Raw genomic sequence first — 23,492 nt, 5'->3', positions numbered from 1 at the left:
GGGGGCTCGTCTCAGCCCGTCCAGGGCTTCAACGGTTAGCTTAGAGCAATCCGATTCTCTTCTTTTGTGGTGTGTGAGAGAGTTGAGTTTTACTCAAGATAATTAACCGCCGGCCCATTTGGTTTTAAAGCCCTCTGCCTGTAATAACTGCTCTACCAACTCGCGCTTATCACCCTGTATTTCAATAACGCCGTCTTTTACTGCACCACCGCAGGCGCATTTTTTCTTAAGCTTCGCAGCAAGTTGCACCAACTCGTCATGGGGTTTGGCAATGCCGCTAATGGTTAGTACCGCTTTGCCTCCGCGGCCCTTGGTCTCCCTGCGGATACGCACAGCGCCATCAGAAAAAGCTTCACCGGTAGGCTTTTTTGCTGTTTTATCTGCGCTAATGCGGCCACTGTCGGTGCTGTATACCAGATTAGCATCCGTTTTCACTGGCGTTGATTGCCCCTCTGGGTTCATTTTTGCCTGCCAGTCGGCCAGAGAAAGTTTATTTTCTGCCATAAAAAGCTCGCTTTACTTTACAAGGCTGTCAGCTTAAACATCCAATGCAGTCCCGGCAACATTTTCCCGTTATCGTGGGCTTACAGCTTGGATTTTTGTTGGCTTCTGGTAAAATGCGTCACAATTTTTAGAAATCTGGATGGCTATAATGTCTGATGTTTCTGTTGCTGTAACCGACTATTTGCAGCGCTCTGGTTTGTCTATTCAGTTTGCTGATGTTGCTGCTGATATTGCTGCGAAGGTACAGCGGCATTTGGACGCCTTACAGGCCTATATTGAGACGGCAGCAGTACCTGCCTTGCAATGGCAGTATAAAGTGCCTGAGTTGGGCGAGGGCGGTGCCTGTTCTCTATTTGGCCAGCTCTCTGAAGAGCCTTATGATTTAACGGCCATTTTGGGCGGCCAAACAGCCACTAACCAGCAGGCGCTTGCAGCGCTAAGTAAAATAGCGGCGTTTTATCAGCAACAGTCTGGTTTAGACTGGTTTGGTATTTATCAGGCGCGCCCTAATATAGCCGGCGAGCCGGTGCTGGTAAAGCTGGCTTATTATGGCGCGGCTTCAAGGGCCGAGTTTCCGCTTAACAGCGAATTTGCCAAAATCAGCAATAACAGCACTGTGGGTTTAACCGGTAAAGCAAAAGTGATTAACGATGTGGCGGCCTATTTAGGTACCGGTGGCGAGTACTACACCTGCGATCCTAAGGTGCAGGCGGAAGCCTGTTTGCCTCTGTTTGACCAATCAGGCAAAATAGTCGGCATTGTCGATGCAGAAGATTTTCATAAAAACGTCTTTACCACAGATGCCTTAGCACTGCTGGTAGCGGTTTGTTTAACGGTGCCGGCCTATTTGCCTTAACCGCCTTTTTAATGCAACTTAACCTCAGGTAGAACAATATGTTTGCTCAGTTACAACCGGTGGCCACCGATCCGATTTTAGGCTTGATGGCAGCTTATAAAGAAGATCCAAACCCAAACAAAGTAGACCTTGGCGTTGGAGTGTATAAAGACGAGCAGGGCCACACGGCGGTACTGAAGTGCGTTAAAGAAGCAGAAGCGCTGCGCTTAAAACAGGAAGACAGCAAAACCTATATCGGCATGGCCGGTGATTTAGGTTTTAACGCTCATATCGAAAAGCTGGCCTTCGGTAACAGCCATAAAGTACTGCTGGCCAACCGGGTAACCACTGCCCATACGCCAGGCGGCACCGGCGCGCTGCGTGTCGCTGCCGAGTTTATTAAAAAAGCCAATCCTAATGCCACCATTTGGGTGACTAATCCAACCTGGGCTAACCATATTTCATTGTTTCAGGCCGCTGGCCTTAAAGTTAAAGAGTATAGCTACTACGATTACAGCACCAAGGGCTTAAACGAAGAGGCGATGTTTGCTGAGCTGGCCACGGTACCTGCCGGTGATGTGGTGCTGGTTCATGCCTGCTGTCATAACCCCAGTGGTATGGACTTAACCTTTGCCCAGTGGCAGCGCTTTACTGATCTTGCCAAAGTGCGCGGTTTTACACCGCTGGTGGATATGGCCTATCAGGGTTTTGGCGAAGGCCTGGACGAAGACGCGCGCGGTCTGCGTTATTTAGCTGAGCAGGTTGAAGAGATGATCCTGTGCAGCTCTTGCTCGAAAAACTTTGGCCTGTACCGTGAGCGTATCGGTGCCGTGTCCATAGTTGCCGCTGACAGCAAAGTGGCCGATGTTGCCAAAGTAAACCTGCTAAGCGTAGTACGCAGCATTTATTCAATGCCACCGGCACACGGTGCTATTATCGTGGCAAATATTTTAAACAGCCAGGAGCTGACAGCGCTGTGGCATGAAGAGCTGGCCGAAATGCGTAACCGTATTAACAGCTACCGGCAGTTAATTATTGATAAGTTAAAAGCGGAAGGCGTGCAGCAGGACTTCAGCTTTATTACCCGTCAGCACGGTATGTTTAGCTTTTTGGGTATTAATAAAGCGCAAATTGACCGGCTGCGCAGCGAGTTCAGCATTTACATGGTCGGCTCCAGCCGGGTCAGTATTGCTGGTTTAAACCACAGCAACATTGATTATTTTGCTAAAGCTGTTGCCACAGTGCTGAAAGATTAATGCTGGTGTTATAGATAAAAACCGCAGTTCGCTGCGGTTTTTTTATGCTAACAGAAAACCTTCGATATGCTGCGCCACCACAGCAGCCTGCGTCATATGGCAATGATGGCCGCCGCTTACGGTCTCCAGTGTCAGCCTCGGATAATAGCGGGCCCAGTGTTGTACATTAGGATAAAAAGCACTGTCCTTGGCCGCTATGGCCAATACCGGACAGCTTACTGCCGCCGCTAGCGCCTGGCCTTGCTCTGGGGTTAACCGATACACCGAGCTATGCCTGAGGCGCATATCGGCGCGCCAGCTAAGGCCATCTGCTGTGGCAACTGTGCCGCGCTCGGCCAGCAGTAAGGCTTCTGTCAGGCTAAAGTCACTTTGCTTTTGTCTTGCCGTTGCTGCCTCTGTCAGATTGGCATAGCAGGGCATACGTGCCGTGGCCTTAAGGCGCGATTTAATACCATCGCGCAGCTGCTTAGCGGCGTTTGCTGCGCTATCAGTGACAAAGCCCAGGCTGTCAATCAGCACCAGCCTTTGCACCAGCTCAGGAAAACTGGCGGCCAGCGCCGTCGCCACCATAGCGCCCATCGAATGGCCAATGATAGTCAGTTGTTGCCAGCCCTGCTGTTGGCATAGTTGTACAATATCTTCGACATGATCAAAGAAATAATAACGCGCATCAGCACTGCGGTGACTGCTATAGCCATGGCCGGCAAACTCAAGAGCAACCAAGGGTATATCTGTTAAATGCTGTGCCAGTGGTATAAAACTGGCAGCATTATCCAGCCAGCCATGTAAACATAAAACCGGCGCTACAGCTACCTGCTGATTGCTCAGTGCCGTCAGTGACCGTTCACCAACGGCATACTGCAACGCATAGGGTAGGTCAGACACGCTTGTTATTTCACCAACGTTTGCGCGGTTTTAATGTAGTTGTCACCACTTTGCTTGGCAGTGGCGGTATCCATGCGCTCTGACGCAATATGCAGCTGTTCCAGCGTGTCTTTAAGCTTGCCGGTTTCGCTGTGGATCTTCTCCAGCGCCACTTCCAGCGTGTACGTCAACTGATGGATCTCTGCCATGGCCTGCGGTGTCAGCTCGGCGCTTAACAGCGTCTTTAATTTGGCATTGTACTCAGTGAAATTGGTTACGGCTTGCTCCAGTGTGTCTGCCTGTTTACCTGTAAAGTGATCTGGACGGTCGTCGGCTGCTGCAGCAGTAAAAGCCAGCATGCCAGCAGTGATAAATAATGCACTTAACAACGATTTCATGGTAATGCCTCTGATATGTAAATGAGAATATTTCGCATGTAATTTAGCATGGTTGCTCCTGCCTGACCAGTGCCGGCACAAAAATTGTTTCTGCTGTCTGATAGCAGCAAATTTATCACTAAATTGATTAGTGAAATTAAGTCAAAATTCATGCTGGTAATATTGGCGTTTTATTCAGTTAAACGCTTGCGCTGCCGATTTTATTGGGTTGCTTGCGCATAAATTGCTATTTTTTCCGCATTTAAATTAATTTTTATCTCGTGTTTTTTGCATCTCAACTTAGCACTGGCTGAATTCAAAATGAATTTTCTCCCGATAATACATTAATTAAAGTAATGCTTTGGTGGTAATTTATCTCGTTCGTGTAAGGTAAAAATAACCGGCATAATGCTCACAGTTTAAACAATGTTGATAACCAAGAGGTGAATAATGAGCGCAGTTCAGACTACCGCAACCAAGCATAGCTTAGCCGCAACGCGTGCACACGGCGTCGCGCGCTCGTTGATGCTACGTAAACTCAACCGGCTGTTGGCCGCGTTTGGCCGGGCCATGCATAGCAGTCACCTGGTGCATACCAAGTAAGGTTGTTACCGAATAGGTACTTAGCCGTTTCTCCGAAAAGCCACGCGATCCCAACCCGCGTGGCTTTTCTTTTTTGCTATCTTGTTGTGCGCTATGGCCTGCAGTAGAGTAAAGTCGGTGGCAATATAGGAGACGGATAATGCGTCAGCACGAGCAGATTAATTATATTGAGTTGCCCGCCGCCGATTTGGCCGCGATAAAGCAGTTTTATACTGGCGTATTTGGCTGGGTGTTTGCCGATTATGGCCATGATTATATTGCGTTTGCCAATTCAGGCTTAGATGGCGGTTTTTATCGCTCAACCCTGACATCAAAAGTGGCAGCAGGAGCGGCGTTAGTAGTGCTTTACAGCAAAGATTTAGCCGGCTGTGAAAAGCGTATCGTTGCCGCCGGCGGCAACATTATAAAGCCGGTGTTTAGTTTTCCAGGTGGGCGCCGCTTTCACTTTACTGATCCGCATGGAAACGAGCTGGCAGTGTGGTCTGAGCAATAACTGCTGCAATGGCTTAGTGTGGCACCAAGGCAAGCTCAGGCACGGCAGTAGCCTGAGCACCTTATTGCTGTTTAACATCATCTCAGCCTCTTACTGTTTAGCTGTCGGCTCTTTAACTGCATTTGTCTGAGGTGTGGCTTGCAGCAGTTGTTGCTGTGCCTGCTCAGTACCTGAGCTGAAGAATAGCTCGGCAGCCGTTTTTTCCAGCGCGGCTTTAGCTTGTTGCTTAATGTTAGCGCTAAGCTCGGTCAGCTGTGTGCTAACCGCCTGGGTCAGATTCTCTGTCAGGCTATTGGCATGCGCGGGTAAGGTGAAAGCCAGAGTTAAGGTAGCGGCCAGCGTTAATTTAGTCAGAGTGTTCATTTATCCTATCCTTTTCAGTGGTTGTGGTTTACTACAACCTGTGTGTTTCAAGTGGCGTGCCAGTATGATGGTTTTGTTTATCTAGCTGATTTTTATCTATATTATTTATTGTTCTTTGAAGTGAGGTATGTCAGGTAGCTAAAGTGACTAATGCTGACTGGCAAAAATGGCTAAGAATTAGTCATTTTGACATCGCGTTTTTACCGGTGTACTGACAGTAAAATGCGCTATGCTTTGCTCAACGGTGTAGTGAGATAGCGAGTGTTATGCGTAATGTTTGTTGTTTGCTTTGGTTATTGTGTTGCTTACCCATTTGTGCACAGCCAAAACTTAGAGTGGTAACCGAGTTATCGCCGCCGCATCAAATCTGGCAGGACGGAAAGGTGGCAGGCTTAAGCACTGAGCTGGTGCAGGCAATACTGACCGAGGCGGGGTTAACGGCTGAAATTGAGATGTTTCCCTGGGCCAGATCGCTGCATCTGGCGCGCAGCCAACCTAATGTACTGATTTACAACCTGGCGCGCACGCCTGAGCGCGAAAATGACTTCCACTGGATCGGTACAGTTGCTGCTTATCAGCTGGGGTTTGTCGCGTTAAGCTACCGGCAGGATATTCATATCAGACATCTGGATGAGGCAAGACCCTACAGTATAGCGGTACAACGTGATGATATATCGGCTGATTTTCTCCGGCAGCAAGGCTTTACGCCCGGCCAGCAACTGGTGTTGGCGGCAGATGTGGGGGAGTCCTGGCATTTGTTGTTAAACGCTAAGGTCGATTTGGTGATTGATGACCCTGTCGCCTTGGTCGATATGGCGGCGGTAGTAGGCCTGCCAGACAGCGCAGTACGTTTTGTTTATGCCATCCCGCAGTTAGCACAACAAACCTGGTTGGCAGCCAGTATTGAGACTCCACAAACCTTGGTCCTGCGCTTACAGCAGGCACATGCCAAAGTGGCCACCACAGCGCAATACCAGAGCATTATGACTTCGCAGTACCGGCAGCAGACTAAAGTGGCGACTGACTTAAATTAAAAACGCCCGGCAGTGCGGGCGTTTATGTTAAGGGTGTTTAAATACGTTTGTATTTAATCCGGTGCGGCTGCAGGGCATCGGCACCGTAGGTGGCTTTTAACCAGGCTTCATAGTCGGAGTAGTTACCTTCAAAGAAGTTAACCTTACCTTCATCGCGGTAATCCAGAATATGGGTGGCGATACGGTCGAGAAACCAACGGTCATGCGAGATCACCATAGCGCAGCCCGGGAAGTCTAGCAGCGCGTTTTCCAATGCCCGTAAGGTTTCTACGTCCAGATCGTTGGTTGGCTCGTCCAGCAGCAACATATTGCCGCCGGCTTTTAACAGCGCGGCTAAGTGCACGCGGTTACGCTCACCGCCAGACAGCTCGCCGATAAACTTCTGCTGGTCGTTACCCTTAAAGTTAAAGCGGCCAACATAAGCCCGGCTTGGGATCTGGAAGTTACCGATTTGCAGCATATCCTGACCATTGGATATCTCCTGCCACACAGTGTTTTTCGGGTTCATCTTGTCGCGGAACTGATCAACACTGGCAATGTGAACGGTTTCACCGACACTGATCTCACCTGCGTCGGCCTTTTCTGTACCGCTAATCATCTTAAACAGGGTAGATTTACCGGCACCGTTCGGGCCGATAATGCCAACAATGGCGCCTTTAGGAATGCTAAAGCTTAAATCGTCAATCAGTATCCGATCGCCAAAGGTTTTACGCAGGTGGTTAACTTCCAGCACTTTGTCACCCAGGCGCGGCCCTGGCGGAATAAATAGCTCGTTGGTCTCATTACGCTTTTGAAATTCCTGGCTTTGCAGTTCTTCAAAGCGGGCCATACGCGCCTTGCTCTTGGCATGGCGGCCTTTAGGGTTAGTGCGTACCCACTCCAATTCTTGCTTGATAGAGCGCTGGCGGGCATTTTCGGTCTTTTCTTCCTGTGCCAGACGGGCTTCTTTTTGCTCCAGCCAGCTAGAGTAATTACCCTCCCAAGGAATACCCTCACCGCGGTCGAGCTCTAAAATCCAGCCCGCCACGTTATCAAGGAAGTAACGGTCGTGGGTAATGGCCACAACTGTACCCGGATAATCATGCAGAAAGCGCTCTAACCAGGCGACGGACTCGGCATCCAGGTGGTTAGTCGGCTCGTCCAGCAGTAGCATGTCCGGCCGCTCAAGCACCAGACGGCAAATGGCGACCCGGCGGCGTTCTCCACCGGATAAATGTTCAATTTTGGCATCCCATGGCGGCAGACGCAGTGAATCAGCGGCGCGCTCCAGTGTATTGTCCAGGTTGTGGCCATCTTTGGCCTGAATTAACGCCTCAAGCTCACCCTGTTCACGGGCTAAAGCATCAAAGTCGGCATTTTCATCAGCGTAAGCGGCGTATACTTCATCTAAGCGGGCAAAAGCCTTTTTAACGTCAGCAACGGCTTCTTCCACCACCTCTTTTACGGTTTTGTTCGGGTCGAGCTCAGGCTCTTGTGGCAGGTAACCAATTTTGGTACCGGCTAAAGCGCGCGCTTCGCCTTCAAACTCTTTGTCTACCCCGGCCATAATGCGCAGCAGGGTAGATTTACCCGAGCCGTTTAAACCCAGCACACCAATTTTGGCACCGGGAAAGAAAGAGAGTGAAATGTCTTTTAAAATAGTACGCTTAGGTGGAACCACCTTAGATACGCGATACATCGAATAGATATACTGAGCCATAAAATCACGCTTATCGTTGCCATTGTAAGTGGGCGTAATTGTACGTTATTTTCCGCCGACAGGGAAAGCAGACAGCGGTGGCGCAAGATAAAACTCGCTTTTGGCCGGCGCTTTCTGGTCTAATAGCAGCTGGTAGATTAGCCTGGTAGGTATAAGTATGAGTCAGTTTGCGCAGGATCCGAGTTTTCAACGTTTCGTTGAAGAAGCCAAAACGCACGGTGTAGTGTACGTATTGGCTGACGGCGAAGACTTATTGGTAGTCGAATCGGTTGAGTTTGAAGACACTGACGTGATGCCATTCTGGTCAGATGAAGCGTCGGCTAAAGCCCATTGCTCTGAAGAGTGGGCAGTTTACAAACCGGAGGCGATACCGCTGGACGTGTTTTGCGAAGGCTGGTTAAAAGAGATGTACGACGATGGCGTATTAATCGGCACCAACTGGGATGACAGTTTAAACGGCCCGGAAGTGGAGCCGCGTGAGCTGCTTGAAGCGCTGTCTTTGGTACAGTAACCCCCCTGCCTTATACACAGCTGCCGTTTAGCGCAGCTGTGGTCGTGATATAAATGGCAAAAAAATGACTTTACCCGTAAACTATCGGCTTTAGCGGCACGTATTGTTGGTTACACAGCCGGTTTGGATATAGTTATGTTATCACAAGAAGCAATATTGGTACGCAGTGCACTGGAAGCCCAGGGGCTTGAAACGCCTATGCTGGAAAATGGCCTGTCGCGCGATCAAAAATACAGCAAAATCAGTGCGCTGATGACAGAAGTGGTCAGCACACTAGGGCTGGATTTACAGGATGACAGCCTGAGCGAAACACCGCACCGCATCGCCAAAATGTATGTCGACGAGATTTTTGGCGGGCTCGACTACAAAAATTTCCCCAAGATCGCCCTCATCGACAACAAGATGCAGGTAAAAGAAATGGTGAAGGTCAAAGACATTAGCTTTACCAGCACCTGTGAGCATCATTTTGTCACCATTGATGGTAGTGCTACCGTGGCGTATATTCCGGAAAAGCGCATTATTGGCTTGTCGAAAATAAACCGTATTGTGCGATTTTTTGCCCAGCGGCCCCAGGTGCAGGAGCGGTTAACCCAGCAAATTTTAGTGGCGCTGCAAACCCTGCTGCAAACCAAAAATGTGGCGGTGACCATGGACGCTGTGCACTACTGTGTAAAATCACGTGGTGTAATGGATGTAAACTCTAAAACTCAAACCACGGCACTGGGCGGCATTTTTAAAGATGACGGCCGTACCCGTGCAGAGTTTTTAGCCCGCTACTAAATACAAGGTTTAGTTATGATACGAAGGCGCCAAACGGCGCCTTTTTGCTTGCTTACTGCCACAAGTTAGCTGCGCTGCGGCCAACATAGAGTTTTTGCCGCTATTGCAGTAGTATCAACGGGTATACCGCAAATACTACAAGGGTAAAGATGATTCCGGTTGAGTTTATTTTGCTGGCGCTGGCGCCGGTGTTTTTGGGTTTTATTGCCTGGGAGTGGTGGCGTACCGAGCGTGCAGGCAAAGCCTGGTATCGCTGGCAGGATACGCTGACCAACGCGGTACTGGCCTTGCTACACCAGGGCAGTGATATGCTGGCGCTATTGCTGTTAATGCCGTTTTTTCTCTGGCTGCATCAGTTTCGTTTACTTGAGATTGAGCTTAGCGTTATCACCGTAGCGCTGGCGTTTTTAATCCAGGATTTTCTTTACTACTGGTTTCACCGCGCCTCACATCATATCCGCTGGCTGTGGGCCTCGCATGTGGTGCACCACAGTTCGCGGCAAATGAACTTCAGTACAGCACTCAGACAAAGCCTGATGTATCCGCTGTCGGGCATGTGGTTGTTCTGGACGCCAATGATCCTGCTGGGCTTTGCCCCGGCTGTGGTGTTTGCGGTTGTTGCCATTAACCTGGCGTTTCAGTTTTTTGTCCACACCCAATCGGTACGCCGGCTCGGGGGGCTGGAATGGCTGTTCAACACGCCGTCACATCATCGGGTGCATCATGCCTGTAATCCGGCTTACATCGATAAAAATTTTGCTGGTGTGCTGATTATATGGGATCGCTTGTTTGGCACTTACGTGCCCGAGCGCGATGATGAACCTTGCCGTTACGGCATTACCGAAGATTTTACCTCTGATAATCCCGTCACCATTACTTTTTATGAGTGGCGTCGTATGCTACAGGACGCGCTGACTGCGCGCTCACTGCGGCAGCTGCTGAGCAGCTTGTTCGGCGCGCCAAAGCGGGCCGGTAATGACTGAAACTAGGTTAATTTTGCCCACTGCTAAAGATTGGGCTGCAACCACAGCTTTTATACACTACGCTTGAGGTAAGCTAATAACGCCTTGAGGTGTAATATGAAAACTTACATGCTGTTGGTCGTTGTAGTATCTATCTCTATGCTCGGCTGCAAACCGGCTGAGCAAGCTACCATTAATCCTGTTAAAACTGCAGCGCTGGCAGAGGTCACTGCGCCAGCTTGTCATCTCACCATGGGCATTGACGCCTGGGAGCCATATCAGTACATGAGTGTCGGCAATAATGTTACCGGGCTCGATGTTGAACTGGTGCAGGCAGTTGCCAAAGACATGAAATGCGAGTTGGACGTAGTGCAAGGCAGCTGGTTGGAACTGCTCACCTTACTCAAAGAAGGCAATATCGATTTTGTGCTGGGCGCCTCGAAAACGGCGGACCGTGAAGATTTTGCTTATTTTTCAGAGCCGTACCGACAAGAGCGTTTTCAGCTTTATGTACGCCGTGATGATAGCGCTTTAAACTACGATAGCCTGCAAGCCTTTGTAGCTGCAGGGCATAAAGTTGGGGTGGTGAACGAGTACTTTTATGGCGATGAAGTGGCGGCGTTGTATGAGGATGACAGTCATCGAGACAAATTTGTTGGTGCCATTATTAGCGAGTTGAATATGGCCCGCTTGCTGGATGAGGAAATCGACGGTCTCTTGGAAGACAGCTATGTCGGTGCATCCATTTTGCGCCGTAAGGGCCTGGATAAATACATAGTGCCGCATACGATCAGCCTTGGCAGTTCCGATGTCTATGTGATGTTCAGTAAAGCCTCAGTTACCGAGCAGCAGGTACAGCAGTTTAATGCCGGGCTGGGGCGGTTAAAAGCTGATGGCAATTACGAGCAGATAGTAGAAAAATACCGCCATTAACCCGACTGAAACTGCCGGGCTAACAGTGCAGCAGTAAAGCTGGCTTTGAGGTAAAAGCCGCGGGGCAGGGTTTTAATCGGCTCGCCATTGGCGCCAATAGCATCAGTTAAAGCTTTGCTGTTGGCGGCTTTGGGGCGAAGCTGCAAGATTTTGCCCTGGCTACCTTTAATGTTATCAATACCACCTAAGGTGATTTGCTCCATAAGCTCTTCCCAATCCCGCTGCAATGCATGTTGTTGCGCGGCATCGGGCTGCCACAAGAAAGGCGTTGCGATCATCCGCTCTGCTAATGGAATACTACGCTCGGCCAGAATAGGTACCCATAAAACATGCTGCAATTTTTGACACACCCAGGATTGTTGCCACAGTTGGCCAGCCACTCCGGTTAACGCGGCTATACACACATAGGTGCTTTCCAGTGGTTTGCCGTGGCGATCAATTGGCAGTGTTTTAAGTTCGACGCCTAATTGCGGGAAGTCCGGCAGTGCTTTCGCTCCGGCACTGGCGCCCAAAGCCTGCTCTAATAACTGGCCTACCCAGCCCTTATCTTTTTGCAAATTTGCCGGCACAGTGAGCTGCAGTTGCGCAGCAAGCTGGCCCAGTGTTAAGCCGGCTAAACTCTGAGCACGCTGTTGTAATTCACTAATAGAAGTGGGTGCTAACACCATAATCCGTATCTTCCTGCAGGGTTGGGCTACGCTAGCATTTTTTTACGCTATTGGCTGCTTAAAAACGAAGCAAACTAACTTACACACAACAAAGTTAGCGGCCTGGAGTCAGTTTGATTGGTTTAAGGTATTGATATTAAATGGTTTTGCTATTTTGGTTTGCCATGCTGTGATGATGCATTAATAGTTATACAGTGTCTAACTTTGGGTTATAAACAGTTTTATGCACAGACTCTGTGAAAAAGTGCACATTGGTTGGCGGTGTTTAATGTTAATTGTGGATAAGTGTGTAAAAGGTGTGCTGAAAATACCGTTTGCCGAAGCTTGTACTTTGTGAAAGAATCTTTGCTACTAGTGTTTTAAGATCCGCCAGAGGTTTGTGTGATCGATGCCGAAGGGTTTCGCGCCAATGTCGGCATAGTGATTTGTAACCACCAGGGACAGGTGTTTTGGGCAAAACGATATGGTCAGCATTCCTGGCAATATCCACAGGGTGGCATTGACGATGGCGAAACGCCAGAGCAAGCCATGTTTCGCGAGTTACACGAAGAGGTTGGCTTAACTGCTGCAGACGTGGAAATTATTGCCACGACCAAGCACTGGTTAAGGTACAAGTTACCGAAGCGTCTGATCCGCAAAGACAGTAACCCGGTGTGTATTGGCCAGAAACAAAAGTGGTTTTTGTTGCGGCTGACCTGTGCTGATGAAGATGTAAACTTATTAAAAACTACGCACCCGGAATTTGATAGCTGGCGTTGGGTCAGTTACTGGTATCCGGTACGGCAGGTGGTGGCGTTTAAGCGCGAAGTTTACCGGAAAGTCATGAAAGAGTTTGCCCCAGTCGCTTTGCCGTTCATCCGCCGTGAAGGGAAAAAGAAAGTTTAGAACAAAAGCTTAGGCAATTAGCTAAACTGATAATGAGGCTCTTATGTTAGGCCAGTTAAGGCGAATTGTTCAGGACGTAGCACAAGAGCCAGTGCTGCATAACGCGTTAGCTGGCTTAGTAACAAGTGTAAAACAGGCACTGGCAACTGAGTGTTGCTCAGTGTATCTGGCTGACTATTCACAGCAACATTTTATGTTGATGGCCACTGATGGCTTAAATCCTGAGGCCATTGGTAAGGTAGCTATTGGCTTTTCTGAAGGCCTGATTGGCTGGGTAGGTCAGCGTGAAGAGCCGATTAATCTGGCCAAAGCCCATTTGCACCCCCGTTTTAAAGTCACCCCCGAAGTCAGTGAAGATCGCTTCTCAGCCTTTTTAGGCTGCCCAATTATTCACCATCGTAAAGTGCTGGGCGTATTAACCATTCAGCAAGCGGCCGATCGGGTATTTAATGAAGACGAAGAATCCTTCTTAGTGACCCTGGGAGCGCAGTTAGCCTCCGTGCTGGCGAATGCCGAAATGCGTCAGGCCGCCAGTGAAAGTAGCCCAAGCCAGAACCAGACCGGTCAGCTGCAGGGCTTACCCGGTGCACCGGGTATTGCCATTGGTGAGGCCTTGGTGCTTGAGCCGGCTAATGATTTTAACGCCATTTCGTTAAAACGTGCTGACGATGCCGAAAAAGAGCTGGCGCATTTTTATCGTGCGGTAAAAATAACTAAAGCCGAGTTTAACCGGTTATCGGAGCGGATGAGCGGGCATTTGCCGGCAGACGCGCTGGCCATTTTCGATGTGTATCACCAACTGCTGGATGCGGCCAGTTTGGGCCGTGAAATTGAACAGCAGATCGCGGAAGGCTGGTGTGCCAAAAGTGCGTTAAAACGGGTGGTAGAGAAGTTTGCCCGCCAGTTTGACGATATGGACGATGCCTATTTACGTGAGCGCGGCACCGATATCCGCGATTTAGGCCAGCGGGTCTTGAACAACTTACTGGATACCGAGCAGCGCAAAATTAAGCTGCCGGAAAAAGTGGTGCTGGTGGCTGATAACGTCACAGCCACTATGCTGGCAGAAGTACCCCGTGAGCAGCTGGTGGCGATAGTGTCACTGAAAGGCTCGGTTAATTCGCATGCGGCTATCATGGCGCGGGCGCTGGGTATTCCGGCCGTAATGGGTGTCAGTGAGTTGCCGCTACTGCACTGGCAGGGCCAGCGCTTAATTGTTGATGGTTATCAGGGCCATATTCTGTTGTCGCCGGTTGAAGCCATCTGTCAGGAATATCAGCGGCTTATCAGTGAAGATGCGGCGCTAAGTGCGCGTTATCAGGCTGAAATTGCCCTGCCATCGCAGTCAGCCTGCGGTGCGAGCTTTAGCTTGATGGTCAACTCAGGCCTGGCAATAGAGCTGGAAACCACCAATCCGCAATACACCGGCGGTGTCGGCCTGTACCGCACCGAGTTTCCGTTTATCATGCGAAGCCGCTTTCCTACCGAGCAGGAGCAAATAAGCCTGTACCGGCGTGTGTTGGAAAATTATCCGGATAAGCCGGTGATTATGCGCACGTTGGATGTGGGTGGTGACAAAGCGCTGCCATATTTTAGCATTGTCGAAGAAAACCCGTTTTTGGGCTGGCGCGGTATCCGTTTAACCCTGGATCATCCGGAAATATTTCTGGTGCAAATTCGCGCCATGTTAAAAGCCAATCTGGCGCTGGATAACTTGCACATCTTACTGCCAATGATTGCCGATTTGGCAGAAGTCGATGAGTCGGTGCGGCTGATCAAACAAGCCTGTTTTGAAGTCAGTGACGAGCTGGCGATAGAGATGCCAAAGCCTAAAGTGGGTGTGATGATTGAAGTGCCATCCATCATGTATCAGTTACCTGAGCTGGCACTGAAGGTCGATTTCTGCTCAATCGGCACTAACGATCTAACCCAGTATCTGTTGGCGGTTGATCGTAACAACCCCAGGGTAGCCGGCTTGTATGATGCGATGCATCCGGCGGTACTCCGGGCGCTGAATCAGTTGGCGCAGCAGGCGCAGGCTTTGCAGTTTCCCATTAGCGTGTGTGGCGAGCTGGCGGGGGAGCCTTCCGGCGTGCTTCTGCTGGCAGCGATGGGCTACAACAGTTTTAGTATGAATAGCAGTAACCTGGCAAAAATAAAATGGTTGCTGCGTCGGGTAGAAATGTCCGAGCTGGCGCTGCTGTTGCCTGAGGTGTTATCGTGTCAATCCGCGCGCCAGGTGCGGCTCACCACGCAGCGCTTTTTGGAGCAAAAACAACTTCTGAGCCAATTACGTGCATAACGTGCTGTCTGGTTTACCAGCAGCTGTTATACTGCGCGGCCTGAAACCATAATGAGAATTTTGTGCTTAGCATTATCGCTATAACCCTGATTTTAGGTGCCCTGGTTGGCTTCCTGGCCGGTTTGCTGGGTATTGGTGGTGGTCTAGTGGTTGTACCGGCGCTGGTGATATTACTACCGCTGTTTAACATAGTACCGCCGGAGCAGGCTATCTTAATTGCCATTGCTACCTCGCTGGCCTCTATTATCATTACCGCTACCTCGTCGGTTTACGCGCATCATCGCTGGGGTAACGTGCCCTGGTCTGTTGCCGGGGCGGTAATGATAGGTGCCGCTATCGGTGCATGGTGTGTTGGTTATCTGGCGCATCATATCAGTGGCGCTTTGCTTAAAGATATTTTTGGTGCAGCTGTGTTGCTATTGGCGCTGCGTATGTTGGGCTCACGTAGTGCAGTAGGGAAAAGAAGCCTGCCGACGGGCCCTGTAATGGCGGTTTTCTCGGCTGTACTGGGCGGCCTGGCCAGCTTGCTGGGTATAGGTGGCGGTGCGCTGTTTGTGCCCATGCTGAACTATTTTTCTGTTGATATGCGCCGGGCTATTGGCTGTGCGGCTGCCAGTGGCATCGCCATAGCGGTGTTTGGCACCCTGGGTTACGTAATTGCCGGCTGGCAGCACTATCAACTTTCAGATGGCTTTATCGGCTACATTTATCTGCCGGCGCTACTGGGTATAGTCTCGACTTCAGTATTTACTGCGCCAATTGGGGCTAAATTAACCCAGCGTTTGCCGGTGCTGATGATTAAACGGGTATTTGGTGTCTTCCTGCTCTTGGTCGGTGCCAGGATGATTTTAAGTTAAGGGAAATTATGTCTGCTGCTTATATAACCTTTCCACAAATTGACCCGGTGATTTTCTCACTGGGGCCGGTGAGTTTACGCTGGTATGGTCTGATGTATCTGATTGCTTTTGCTCTGGCCTGGTTTCTGGCAAACCGGGCAGCAAAAAAGCCTGGCTCTGGCTGGACCGAGCAGCAAGTTAGCGATCTGCTGTTTATCGGTTTTTTAGGCGTTATTTTAGGCGGGCGTATCGGTTATGTGTTGTTTTATCAGTTCGAACTGTTTTTAGCCGAGCCATTGTACTTGTTCAAAATCTGGACCGGTGGCATGTCATTTCATGGTGGCTTGCTGGGTGTGCTACTGGCGATGGCCTGGTTTGCCAAACGCAATAAAAAGGCCTATCTGGTGCTGGGCGATTTTGTCGCGCCCCTTATTCCGCTGGGGCTGGCAGCCGGACGCCTGGGTAACTTTATTAATGCTGAGCTGTGGGGCCGGCCGACCGATGTGCCCTGGGCGGTGCTGTTTCCCGGCGCCGGGCCTTTACCGCGTCATCCGTCACAACTGTATGAGTTCGCCCTTGAAGGTATTGTATTGTTTGGCTTAATTATGCTGTATCGCCGCTTTAACCCGCCGGCAGGCAGCCTGGGCGGATTATTTTTAGCTGGTTATGGCAGCGCCCGTTTCTTCGTGGAATTTTATCGTGAACCTGATGCCCATCTGGGGCTGTTATCGGCCGGCATGTCGATGGGGCAGTGGTTATCATTACCTATGATTATTGCGGGTATCGGCCTGATTATCTATGCCAACCTGACCCATCAGCCGGTTGCAAAGCAGAACAAGCAAAATAAACAGAGAGCCTGAGCATGCAGCAATATTTAGATTTAATGCGTCATGTGCTGGAGCATGGCCACAAAAAAACGGACCGCACCGGCACCGGCACCATTAGCGTCTTTGGTTACCAAATGCGCTTTAGCCTGCAGCAGGGCTTTCCACTGGTCACAACGAAAAAGTGCCATATGCGTTCTATTATCCACGAGCTGCTGTGGTTTTTGAAAGGCGACACCAATATTGGTTATTTAAAAGACAATGGCGTGTCGATTTGGGACGAATGGGCCACCGCAGACGGTGACTTAGGCCCGGTATATGGTGCCCAGTGGCGTAGCTGGCAGGCGGCAGATGGCCGGGTGATCGATCAGATAAGCCAGCTTATCAGCGACATTAAACGCACACCGGACTCACGCCGCTTAATCGTAAGCGCGTGGAACCCTGCGGTACTACCTGACACCTCTATATCGCCGCGCGACAATGCGGCCTTAGGCAAACAAGCACTGCCACCGTGCCATACGCTGTTTCAGTTTTATGTCAACGATGGCAAGTTATCCTGTCAGCTGTATCAGCGTAGCGCCGACATTTTCTTGGGGGTGCCGTTTAACATTGCCAGCTATGCGCTGCTCACCCTGATGGTAGCCCAGGTGTGTGACTTAGTGCCTGGTGACTTCGTGCATACCTTTGGCGATGCGCATTTGTATTTAAACCATTTAGAGCAGGTGAATACTCAACTGGCACGCACGCCTTATCCGTTGCCACAAATGCAGTTGAACCCGGCGGTAAAAGATATTTTCAGCTTTAAATATGAAGACTTTACCCTGCTGAATTATCAGGCCCACCCACATATTAAAGCCCCTGTGGCAATATAGTGTCAAAAGGCCAGCATCTGTGTTGGCCTGTTTTTTGCAGCTAACTAGCGTTAACAATAGCTTGCACGCAGAGGTTGCATATGAAAGCCATGCTTTGGTTGCTGACGTTGTGGTTGCTCAGCGCCTGTACTCATCAGGTAAGGCCGGTGGTACAACAGGCGCCAACAGCGCTTAGCACCTACTCTTTACACCATTACACCCAACAATTATCTGAACAGTTATTTAAGCAGCTTGAGGCGCAACGTTATAGTGCCGACGGTGTGGCCGTAGCATCGTTTTTACCGGTTAACAGCCTAAGCCTTACGCACACTGACAGCACTGAGCGGCAACTGGCTAATCAGCTTGCCGAGAATATGTTGGTGCACGCCAGACAGCACGGCCTTACTGTGTATGATTACCGGCTGCGTAATAGCCTATTATTAGCGGCTGAGCATGAACAGGCATTGTCCAGACAACTTGACGCTATAGATCCTGCTTCTGATGCCGATACCTTGCTTACCGGCACTTACACCCAGATGGATGACGGCGTGCTGGTGAATGTGCGGCTTATCCGGCTGCAGAACAAACAGGTGCTTGCAGCCGCCAGCGGCTATGTACCGGCCAATGTGCTGTGGCCTGAGCAGCAGGTTGATAAGCGTGGCAATACCTTGTACCGGCGCAGTGCGTCAGGAGAAATCGAATGAAAAAGATCCCTTTGCTAATGGCGTCACTATTGCTGACAGCCTGTGTTCAGCATTATGCGCCTACTGGTGCAGTCGTCGCCGCTGACGACAACAGCCGCGCGGGCGTGACAGACGCTTTTGCCATGCAATCACAGCATGCTGCCAATGAACCCTTGCCGCTACTGACGATTAATGAATACTCCCGTGTGCTGGTGCATGAGCTGATGTCGAACCATCATTCCGCGCAGGAAGGCGGTATGGTAGGGGTGACTGACTTTGCTTATGTCGACACGGCGCTGGATCAGGGCACGGTATTAAGTAACCATTTAAGCGAAGCCATTATGTATGATTTACATAAGTTTGGTGTCGCCGTGCTGGATTACAAAGTAACAGACTATATCCGCGTCACGCCCAGTGGCGACTTTGCGCTAAGCCGCGATTTCACTGAACTAAGCAGCAGCCAGCCGATCCGCTTTGTGGTAACAGGTACCCTCACTGCACATAAACAAGGTGTACTGGTTAATGCCCGCTTAATACGTATTGACAGCAAACAGGTCGTCGCCGCGGCGCGCACTTTTGTGCCTCACCAGGTAGTAGCCGCTGTGCTGGGTAATGCCGGACATGACAAATTACAATTAAAGCAAGGTTAAACCCACTTTGGCTCAAGAACGTTCAGCCGCTGGCGATATACAGATATAACAGCATAATGGTAGAGGTAGCAATGAAAATAGCAGGCGTTTTGGGCCTTGGTATACTGGTTACGGGCTGTCAGCTAATTAACCCTGCTGTTCAGCAACAGGCTACAGGCCCTGGGGCACAGCAACATGAGCCCGCTGTTGAAGTGGCAGTCGGTAATTACTTACCGCCTAATGTGGCCATAATGCAGCCGACTAAACCTCTGAGTGATTATGCCGCCGAGTTAGCCCTGCAGCTGCTGCAGTCTATGCAATATCAAACGCCGTCACAGCCTATTGCGATTAGCTCCTTTGTAAAGCTTGACGCGGCCTTGTCACATAGTAATGCACTGGGCAATCAACTGGCGGAGCATTTATTTGTTCAGTTGCATCGTCTTGGTGTTGCGGTGGCAGATATTAAAGTAACCCGCCATATTCGCGTTACGCCGCAGGGTGACATTGCCCTTAGCCGGGGTGCCTACCTGGATAAACAACAACGTGCAGCTTATGTTCTCACTGGCACTATGCTGCAGGATAATGCCGGCGTGGTGGTTAATGCCCGGGTAGTTAACCTGCAGAGTAAAGCACTGCTGGCCAGTGGTCAGATCCATATCCCGCAGTTTGTACTGGCATCTGCCCAAACTCAGCAGCAAGCGCCCTGAACACTCAGGGCGGTAACGGAATAAACTCTTCCTCATCATCAACCACTTTAGCAAAGCGACCGGCGGCCCAATCCTGCCGGGCCTGTTCAATACGCTCTTTGCGGCTGGAGATAAAATTCCAGTTAATAAAACGTGGCCCGACATTGTCACCGCCAATAATGGCCAGGCGGCTGTCGGTATTGGCCCGCACGCTAACCTTGGGCGTATCGTTAAATACGGCCATGCAGTGCGGTGTAAGCTCGGTGTCTTTCGCGCTGACACTGCCCGAAACCAGATATAAAGCACGCTCTGGCGCATCAGGCAGCACTAGGCTTTGGCCCGCTTTTAACTGCGCTTCAACATACAAGGTGTTGGCAAAGGTTTTTACCGGTGAGCGTACGCCGTAAGCCTCGCCAATCAGCACCCGCACAGCTACGCCTGATACATTTAGTGCCGGGATTTCACCAGCGGGGTAGTGATAAAACGCCGGCGCAATTTCTTCATCGGCAACGGGCAGGGCTAACCACAGCTGCAAACCATCTAAGTGGTGAACCGAATCAGTTACCTCAGGCCGCTCGCGTTCAGAGTGGGTAATGCCAGAGCCTGCCACCATCAGGTTAATATCGCCAGGGCGAATACACTGCTTACTGCCTAACGAGTCACGGTGCAAAATTTCACCGTCAAACAGGTAAGTCACCGTGGCCAGATTAATATGCGGATGCGGCCGCACATTCACACCCTGGCCCGGGCCAAACTGCGCCGGGCCCATATGGTCAAAGAAAATCCAGGGGCCAACCATCTTGCGGGCCCGCGTTGGCAGCAAACGCTTAACCTTAAAGTCGCCTAAATCGGTTTCACGCGGCTGAATAATAAGCTCAATCGCATCACAACCTTGCTCTACTGTGCAATCAAGTTCAGTGTCGTTGTTTTCAATACTCATCAGCGTCACCTGTTTTGCTATTAACAGCTGCCAGCATGGACAGCTATGACGCAAAATGCAAGTTAGGTACTAAACAGCAAAGGAGAAAATGGTGTGGGAATGGCTGCCCCAACAGGAATCGAACATCCAGATATATCAAGGCTTAGCGCCTTATTTTTAAAAGCTGTGGTGCAACCTGTGGTGCAAAAACTTTGGGTTATGTTTTATGCTCATCGCGACCTCAGTCACGCATACCTAATATACTGATAAAGCAGCCAAATCGTCAATTAATGACATGAAACAGTCGGGCAGTTTTTGCGTTTATTCTGCTGCAGAAATGAGGGGGCTATTTTGGCGAAAATAGACGCTAAATTTCGCCGGGTTATTTTCTGGCTAGGTACAGCGCACCTAAAACAAGCGTTTTCATGTGCGCAGATCTTAGTGACAATAATTTGGCGTCAAAGACAGCTAAATCTTAGCTGACCTTAAGCTCAATTCCGTATTGCTGAAACAGCCCGATGTCCCGTTGAAACCAGTGCTTAAAGGCACTGGTGTCATAGCCATGCAGCTCGGCAAGTTCGGCGTAACGCACGGCGGTTTTCAGTAAATCGCCGTAGCGCCATATTTTGCCGTAAGCCACCACGTTCATGCTGGGCTGCTCACCTAAAATCTGAATAGCCTGCATTACCTTGTGCAAGTAACGCAGTTCATTGGTCTGCTGCTCAGTCACGTTTAGTGTTGTGTTTTGGCTCATGGCGATGGCTCCTATTTGCATTGCCTGAGCTTAGGTTGTCGGCCAATTTTTGAAAAGCCTTAACGCGCCGGGTAAAATTTAACCTGTATCTTTTGCTTACATATGTTTAGTTAAAACGCATGGCTGCGTATTTCTTCTAAATTCGCCACCATAATTTGCTGCGCCTCCGGGCGGGCTTCTATTTTCGCCAAATCCAGGTTTAGCGCTTGCACGGCATAAGGCACCAGGGCAGAGCGCACTGGTATTACCCGTTTGCCATCTATCATGTTGTAGTCCTCGGCAATAATGGCTTTTTGGTAATCAGTTAAGCGTGAGTCTGGCATCAGGATAATGTTCACTATCGTATTCCATCGCTCGTCATCTTCCCGGCGCATATCCGCATCACCTTCAATGTCATTAATGCCACGAAAGCGGCTTAACACAAAGTCCCGAAAGTCGCGGTTTTTCTCGCAATAGGCACGCACATGCCAGCGCAGGTGAGTGCACACCAAAGTATGCGGGGCAATAATGCGGCTTTCTTCATCCGGGCTAGTGAGCGACACATAACCCATATCAATCTTTTTACCGTCACGGGCCGCCTGTACCAGGGCGCGTAAAATATCCGGGTTTACCTGCCGAATCGGTGGGCTTAGCATTTCGGTGTGGGCAAAGCCTAAATCCAGCTGGCTAAAGGTGTGGGCAAAGTCTTTGGTGCTGGCAAGGGCATGCAAGTACTCATCCGCCAGGCCGCTGGTGACTTTCGGTGTAAAGGTGTCACTAGGCTTATAGCCTTTAAGTTTGCTGTCATATACTAAATTACCCGGCGCAACGTCGCGCAGATAGGCATTAATGTCCTTGGACGCCTGCTGGCGGGCTATACCAAAGCTATTGCACAAGTGGTTAGTGGTTAGGCGGCCTTCCCAGAGCGCCACGATCTCAATCAGCCGGTAGCGCATTAACAGCTCCCAACGTATCGGCCAGCCGGTGTTTGTTACTTCCATATCTTTCTAACCTGTCTTGTAGCTGTGTATCATTAAATACTAAGGGTTAATTTGCAGCTTTAGTTGGTCCCAAATTTGGAAATGAAGATTTTGCTGCACCTTAATCTAAGTTAGTAGCAAATATCTGATGGTGGACCTTTCTCGAAAATGCCTATATTACAAACAGGACATAGTTTCCCTTCAAGCTCAAATGAACCTTGCAATCTAACACTGCCGCACTGCAGACAGTTTTTGTTTTCACCAGAAATCAATCTTGACACTTTTTTACAGTCCAAACACAGGTAGTCATTAAGTGACCATAGCATTTTAGGATCGTCGAAAAAGCCATGTGGCAGTCTTTTTCTGATCTCTTGGTCAATTGGGCGAGAACCTAGAGGAAGCGTCATAATTGCTGGCTCACCGTTTTCATCAATACAGCCCATTGATGGAATGCCTGAAAAATGAAACCTGCAATGATTACAAGATATACCCTCAAACATATACATCCCTCATGTTGTTGGTTTTTCCTCAGTAATTCCATCGTAACCAGATAAGTTAGTAAGAAGCTTTGCACGCAATTAGCAATTATAAAAGCGGAGCTGATTCGAATATCTCATCATATGCCTGAAAACCATACACTGAACACCTGAACAGTATGGCGTCAATTTAGAAACGCCTTACTATGACAGCACACGGATGACATGTCACTGTTGGTTACATAAAGCTAAGCGCAGATGATAAGGAAAAGATGCAGGACGCATCGACAGGATGTAACAGGGATTAACTGGCAGGGATGCCACCTTAAGCAAAATAAGGAGAGCACAATGAACTACGCCCAGCGCGAGCTGTTTTTCATCAACCTGAAGCAGCAATTTAGCGATATCTTCCAGGCCAGCAAGGCGGATAAAGACAATGCAGATCTGCGCCTGCGTACCCAGGGCTTTATCCACGCCGGCGAGTTATTAGCGCTTTGTAGCCGTGCGGAAGTACAGCAAGTGATGGAGCAGGTACATCAGGACGTGTTCGGCGTCAGCATTGCCGAGCGTAAACCTAAAGAGCAAACCCGTCGCCAGCAGGCGTTAAAGCTGGGCGATTATGATTACTTTGATGAGCCAGCGTTTAACCGGCTTAGGTGAATGGATGTTAAAGCGCTATTGCATGCGTTTTGAGAAGCAATGTAATCACAAAAGCTTAGGCCTCTCCCGATCAAGAGCGGCTAGAGTATTTATGCTGTACAGTGGTGATTTTTAGAGGTAAATTTATCGGTTATTGCTAATTCAGG

At 49.8% G+C, this 23,492-nt stretch carries 28 protein-coding genes; 18 read left to right on the top strand and 10 right to left on the bottom strand.

Features of this window, described 5'->3' with window-relative positions:
* Window positions 1-102: 102 nt before the first annotated feature.
* Window positions 103-504, bottom strand: coding sequence for an SUI1 family translation initiation factor (locus ABGI61_RS08620; protein ID WP_347599868.1), 402 nt, complete (start codon window positions 502-504; stop codon window positions 103-105).
* 148 nt (window positions 505-652) lie between these two features.
* On the opposite strand from ABGI61_RS08620, the gene ABGI61_RS08615 reads away from it, so the two are divergent.
* The gene (locus tag ABGI61_RS08615) at window positions 653-1,360 is read left to right on the top strand and encodes a GAF domain-containing protein (protein ID WP_347599866.1); all 708 of its coding nucleotides are present in this window, start codon (window positions 653-655) and stop codon (window positions 1,358-1,360) included.
* Between the two features lie 38 nt (window positions 1,361-1,398).
* Window positions 1,399-2,595, top strand: a complete 1,197-nt coding sequence (locus ABGI61_RS08610; RefSeq protein WP_347599862.1) for an amino acid aminotransferase — start codon at window positions 1,399-1,401, stop codon at window positions 2,593-2,595.
* A gap of 42 nt (window positions 2,596-2,637) precedes the next feature.
* On the opposite strand, the gene ABGI61_RS08605 is transcribed toward ABGI61_RS08610, so the two are convergent.
* Window positions 2,638-3,480 (bottom strand): alpha/beta fold hydrolase, encoded by an 843-nt coding sequence (locus tag ABGI61_RS08605; protein ID WP_347599859.1) that lies wholly within the window; start codon window positions 3,478-3,480, stop codon window positions 2,638-2,640.
* A gap of 5 nt (window positions 3,481-3,485) precedes the next feature.
* Window positions 3,486-3,857, bottom strand: a complete 372-nt coding sequence (locus ABGI61_RS08600) for a DUF6746 family protein (RefSeq protein WP_347599856.1) — start codon at window positions 3,855-3,857, stop codon at window positions 3,486-3,488.
* A gap of 429 nt (window positions 3,858-4,286) precedes the next feature.
* Between ABGI61_RS08600 and ABGI61_RS08595 the strand changes: the two genes are divergently transcribed.
* Window positions 4,287-4,439, top strand: coding sequence for a hypothetical protein (locus ABGI61_RS08595; RefSeq protein WP_347599853.1), 153 nt, complete (start codon window positions 4,287-4,289; stop codon window positions 4,437-4,439).
* 139 nt (window positions 4,440-4,578) lie between these two features.
* The gene (locus ABGI61_RS08590; protein ID WP_347599850.1) at window positions 4,579-4,932 is read left to right on the top strand and encodes a VOC family protein; all 354 of its coding nucleotides are present in this window, start codon (window positions 4,579-4,581) and stop codon (window positions 4,930-4,932) included.
* A gap of 90 nt (window positions 4,933-5,022) precedes the next feature.
* On the opposite strand, the gene ABGI61_RS08585 is transcribed toward ABGI61_RS08590, so the two are convergent.
* Window positions 5,023-5,295, bottom strand: coding sequence for a hypothetical protein (locus ABGI61_RS08585; RefSeq protein WP_347599847.1), 273 nt, complete (start codon window positions 5,293-5,295; stop codon window positions 5,023-5,025).
* 266 nt (window positions 5,296-5,561) lie between these two features.
* On the opposite strand from ABGI61_RS08585, the gene ABGI61_RS08580 reads away from it, so the two are divergent.
* Entirely contained in the window at window positions 5,562-6,329 is a 768-nt protein-coding gene (locus ABGI61_RS08580; RefSeq protein WP_347599844.1) for a substrate-binding periplasmic protein, read from the top strand.
* A 37-nt stretch (window positions 6,330-6,366) separates the two neighbouring features.
* Here ABGI61_RS08580 and ettA read toward each other — a convergent pair whose 3' ends face one another.
* The gene (gene ettA, locus ABGI61_RS08575; protein WP_347599841.1) at window positions 6,367-8,028 is read right to left on the bottom strand and encodes an energy-dependent translational throttle protein EttA; all 1,662 of its coding nucleotides are present in this window, start codon (window positions 8,026-8,028) and stop codon (window positions 6,367-6,369) included.
* A gap of 157 nt (window positions 8,029-8,185) precedes the next feature.
* On the opposite strand from ettA, the gene ABGI61_RS08570 reads away from it, so the two are divergent.
* The 4 genes from ABGI61_RS08570 to ABGI61_RS08555 all read left to right on the top strand — a co-directional run bounded on the left by ABGI61_RS08570 (window position 8,186) and on the right by ABGI61_RS08555 (window position 11,214).
* Entirely contained in the window at window positions 8,186-8,539 is a 354-nt protein-coding gene (locus tag ABGI61_RS08570) for a DUF2750 domain-containing protein (RefSeq protein ID WP_347599838.1), read from the top strand.
* A gap of 135 nt (window positions 8,540-8,674) precedes the next feature.
* Window positions 8,675-9,319 (top strand): GTP cyclohydrolase I FolE, encoded by a 645-nt coding sequence (folE, locus tag ABGI61_RS08565; RefSeq protein ID WP_347599835.1) that lies wholly within the window; start codon window positions 8,675-8,677, stop codon window positions 9,317-9,319.
* A gap of 149 nt (window positions 9,320-9,468) precedes the next feature.
* Window positions 9,469-10,302 (top strand): sterol desaturase family protein, encoded by an 834-nt coding sequence (locus tag ABGI61_RS08560; RefSeq protein WP_347599831.1) that lies wholly within the window; start codon window positions 9,469-9,471, stop codon window positions 10,300-10,302.
* A gap of 96 nt (window positions 10,303-10,398) precedes the next feature.
* Window positions 10,399-11,214: a substrate-binding periplasmic protein gene (locus ABGI61_RS08555; protein ID WP_347599828.1), complete on the top strand. Its 816-nt coding sequence runs from the start codon at window positions 10,399-10,401 to the stop codon at window positions 11,212-11,214.
* Here the strand turns inward: ABGI61_RS08555 and mutH are convergent.
* Entirely contained in the window at window positions 11,211-11,882 is a 672-nt protein-coding gene (mutH, locus tag ABGI61_RS08550) for a DNA mismatch repair endonuclease MutH (protein ID WP_347599825.1), read from the bottom strand. The two genes, ABGI61_RS08555 and mutH, sit on opposite strands and share 4 nt — an antisense overlap.
* A gap of 381 nt (window positions 11,883-12,263) precedes the next feature.
* Between mutH and rppH the strand changes: the two genes are divergently transcribed.
* The 8 genes from rppH (at window position 12,264) to ABGI61_RS08510 (ending at window position 19,599) form a co-directional block, all read left to right on the top strand.
* Window positions 12,264-12,767 (top strand): RNA pyrophosphohydrolase, encoded by a 504-nt coding sequence (gene rppH / locus ABGI61_RS08545; RefSeq protein ID WP_347599823.1) that lies wholly within the window; start codon window positions 12,264-12,266, stop codon window positions 12,765-12,767.
* Between the two features lie 43 nt (window positions 12,768-12,810).
* Complete coding sequence (gene ptsP, locus ABGI61_RS08540) at window positions 12,811-15,069, top strand: phosphoenolpyruvate--protein phosphotransferase (protein WP_347599820.1); 2,259 nt, start codon at window positions 12,811-12,813, stop codon at window positions 15,067-15,069.
* Window positions 15,070-15,131: 62 nt separating this feature from the next.
* A complete protein-coding gene (locus ABGI61_RS08535; RefSeq protein ID WP_347599817.1) occupies window positions 15,132-15,926 on the top strand; it encodes a sulfite exporter TauE/SafE family protein in 795 nt (264 codons plus the stop codon).
* Window positions 15,927-15,934: 8 nt separating this feature from the next.
* The gene (gene lgt, locus ABGI61_RS08530) at window positions 15,935-16,765 is read left to right on the top strand and encodes a prolipoprotein diacylglyceryl transferase (protein ID WP_347599814.1); all 831 of its coding nucleotides are present in this window, start codon (window positions 15,935-15,937) and stop codon (window positions 16,763-16,765) included.
* A 2-nt stretch (window positions 16,766-16,767) separates the two neighbouring features.
* Window positions 16,768-17,601, top strand: a complete 834-nt coding sequence (locus tag ABGI61_RS08525) for a thymidylate synthase (protein ID WP_347599811.1) — start codon at window positions 16,768-16,770, stop codon at window positions 17,599-17,601.
* A gap of 80 nt (window positions 17,602-17,681) precedes the next feature.
* Window positions 17,682-18,284: a FlgO family outer membrane protein gene (locus ABGI61_RS08520; RefSeq protein ID WP_347599808.1), complete on the top strand. Its 603-nt coding sequence runs from the start codon at window positions 17,682-17,684 to the stop codon at window positions 18,282-18,284.
* Complete coding sequence (locus ABGI61_RS08515; RefSeq protein ID WP_347599805.1) at window positions 18,281-18,913, top strand: FlgO family outer membrane protein; 633 nt, start codon at window positions 18,281-18,283, stop codon at window positions 18,911-18,913. The genes ABGI61_RS08520 and ABGI61_RS08515 overlap by 4 nt, the downstream gene beginning before the upstream one ends.
* 71 nt (window positions 18,914-18,984) lie before the next feature.
* A complete protein-coding gene (locus ABGI61_RS08510) occupies window positions 18,985-19,599 on the top strand; it encodes a FlgO family outer membrane protein (RefSeq protein WP_347599802.1) in 615 nt (204 codons plus the stop codon).
* Between the two features lie 4 nt (window positions 19,600-19,603).
* Here the strand turns inward: ABGI61_RS08510 and ABGI61_RS08505 are convergent, their stop codons facing one another.
* From ABGI61_RS08505 to ABGI61_RS08490, 4 genes are all read right to left on the bottom strand, one after another.
* On the bottom strand, window positions 19,604-20,518 hold the full coding sequence (locus ABGI61_RS08505) for a pirin family protein (protein ID WP_347599799.1): 915 nt from the start codon (window positions 20,516-20,518) through the stop codon (window positions 19,604-19,606).
* Window positions 20,519-20,972: 454 nt separating this feature from the next.
* Window positions 20,973-21,251 (bottom strand): hypothetical protein, encoded by a 279-nt coding sequence (locus tag ABGI61_RS08500; protein ID WP_347599796.1) that lies wholly within the window; start codon window positions 21,249-21,251, stop codon window positions 20,973-20,975.
* Window positions 21,252-21,361: 110 nt separating this feature from the next.
* Entirely contained in the window at window positions 21,362-22,231 is an 870-nt protein-coding gene (locus tag ABGI61_RS08495) for a WYL domain-containing protein (protein ID WP_347599793.1), read from the bottom strand.
* 110 nt (window positions 22,232-22,341) lie between these two features.
* The gene (locus ABGI61_RS08490) at window positions 22,342-22,710 is read right to left on the bottom strand and encodes a hypothetical protein (protein ID WP_347599790.1); all 369 of its coding nucleotides are present in this window, start codon (window positions 22,708-22,710) and stop codon (window positions 22,342-22,344) included.
* Between the two features lie 324 nt (window positions 22,711-23,034).
* On the opposite strand from ABGI61_RS08490, the gene ABGI61_RS08485 reads away from it, so the two are divergent.
* Window positions 23,035-23,346, top strand: a complete 312-nt coding sequence (locus tag ABGI61_RS08485; RefSeq protein ID WP_347599787.1) for a hypothetical protein — start codon at window positions 23,035-23,037, stop codon at window positions 23,344-23,346.
* Window positions 23,347-23,492 lie beyond the last annotated feature (146 nt).

Source organism: Rheinheimera fenheensis (assembly GCF_039871805.1).
Lineage (GTDB): Bacteria > Pseudomonadota > Gammaproteobacteria > Enterobacterales > Alteromonadaceae > Alishewanella > Alishewanella fenheensis.
This window is presented reverse-complemented; position numbering and strand designations above follow the sequence as displayed.

What these genes read in the sequence shown, in the direction of transcription:
- ABGI61_RS08620 (WP_347599868.1), bottom strand. Translation starts at nt 504, where the DNA reads ATGGCAGAAAATAAACTTTCTCTGGCCGACTGGCAGGCAAAAATGAAC.
- ABGI61_RS08615 (WP_347599866.1), top strand. Translation starts at nt 653, where the DNA reads ATGTCTGATGTTTCTGTTGCTGTAACCGACTATTTGCAGCGCTCTGGT.
- ABGI61_RS08610 (WP_347599862.1), top strand. Translation starts at nt 1,399, where the DNA reads ATGTTTGCTCAGTTACAACCGGTGGCCACCGATCCGATTTTAGGCTTG.
- ABGI61_RS08600 (WP_347599856.1), bottom strand. Translation starts at nt 3,857, where the DNA reads ATGAAATCGTTGTTAAGTGCATTATTTATCACTGCTGGCATGCTGGCT.
- ABGI61_RS08595 (WP_347599853.1), top strand. Translation starts at nt 4,287, where the DNA reads ATGAGCGCAGTTCAGACTACCGCAACCAAGCATAGCTTAGCCGCAACG.
- ABGI61_RS08590 (WP_347599850.1), top strand. Translation starts at nt 4,579, where the DNA reads ATGCGTCAGCACGAGCAGATTAATTATATTGAGTTGCCCGCCGCCGAT.
- ABGI61_RS08585 (WP_347599847.1), bottom strand. Translation starts at nt 5,295, where the DNA reads ATGAACACTCTGACTAAATTAACGCTGGCCGCTACCTTAACTCTGGCT.
- ABGI61_RS08580 (WP_347599844.1), top strand. Translation starts at nt 5,562, where the DNA reads ATGCGTAATGTTTGTTGTTTGCTTTGGTTATTGTGTTGCTTACCCATT.
- ettA (WP_347599841.1), bottom strand. Translation starts at nt 8,028, where the DNA reads ATGGCTCAGTATATCTATTCGATGTATCGCGTATCTAAGGTGGTTCCA.
- ABGI61_RS08570 (WP_347599838.1), top strand. Translation starts at nt 8,186, where the DNA reads ATGAGTCAGTTTGCGCAGGATCCGAGTTTTCAACGTTTCGTTGAAGAA.
- folE (WP_347599835.1), top strand. Translation starts at nt 8,675, where the DNA reads ATGTTATCACAAGAAGCAATATTGGTACGCAGTGCACTGGAAGCCCAG.
- ABGI61_RS08560 (WP_347599831.1), top strand. Translation starts at nt 9,469, where the DNA reads ATGATTCCGGTTGAGTTTATTTTGCTGGCGCTGGCGCCGGTGTTTTTG.
- ABGI61_RS08555 (WP_347599828.1), top strand. Translation starts at nt 10,399, where the DNA reads ATGAAAACTTACATGCTGTTGGTCGTTGTAGTATCTATCTCTATGCTC.
- mutH (WP_347599825.1), bottom strand. Translation starts at nt 11,882, where the DNA reads ATGGTGTTAGCACCCACTTCTATTAGTGAATTACAACAGCGTGCTCAG.
- ptsP (WP_347599820.1), top strand. Translation starts at nt 12,811, where the DNA reads ATGTTAGGCCAGTTAAGGCGAATTGTTCAGGACGTAGCACAAGAGCCA.
- lgt (WP_347599814.1), top strand. Translation starts at nt 15,935, where the DNA reads ATGTCTGCTGCTTATATAACCTTTCCACAAATTGACCCGGTGATTTTC.
- ABGI61_RS08525 (WP_347599811.1), top strand. Translation starts at nt 16,768, where the DNA reads ATGCAGCAATATTTAGATTTAATGCGTCATGTGCTGGAGCATGGCCAC.
- ABGI61_RS08520 (WP_347599808.1), top strand. Translation starts at nt 17,682, where the DNA reads ATGAAAGCCATGCTTTGGTTGCTGACGTTGTGGTTGCTCAGCGCCTGT.
- ABGI61_RS08515 (WP_347599805.1), top strand. Translation starts at nt 18,281, where the DNA reads ATGAAAAAGATCCCTTTGCTAATGGCGTCACTATTGCTGACAGCCTGT.
- ABGI61_RS08510 (WP_347599802.1), top strand. Translation starts at nt 18,985, where the DNA reads ATGAAAATAGCAGGCGTTTTGGGCCTTGGTATACTGGTTACGGGCTGT.
- ABGI61_RS08505 (WP_347599799.1), bottom strand. Translation starts at nt 20,518, where the DNA reads ATGAGTATTGAAAACAACGACACTGAACTTGATTGCACAGTAGAGCAA.
- ABGI61_RS08500 (WP_347599796.1), bottom strand. Translation starts at nt 21,251, where the DNA reads ATGAGCCAAAACACAACACTAAACGTGACTGAGCAGCAGACCAATGAA.
- ABGI61_RS08495 (WP_347599793.1), bottom strand. Translation starts at nt 22,231, where the DNA reads ATGGAAGTAACAAACACCGGCTGGCCGATACGTTGGGAGCTGTTAATG.
- ABGI61_RS08490 (WP_347599790.1), bottom strand. Translation starts at nt 22,710, where the DNA reads ATGTTTGAGGGTATATCTTGTAATCATTGCAGGTTTCATTTTTCAGGC.
- ABGI61_RS08485 (WP_347599787.1), top strand. Translation starts at nt 23,035, where the DNA reads ATGAACTACGCCCAGCGCGAGCTGTTTTTCATCAACCTGAAGCAGCAA.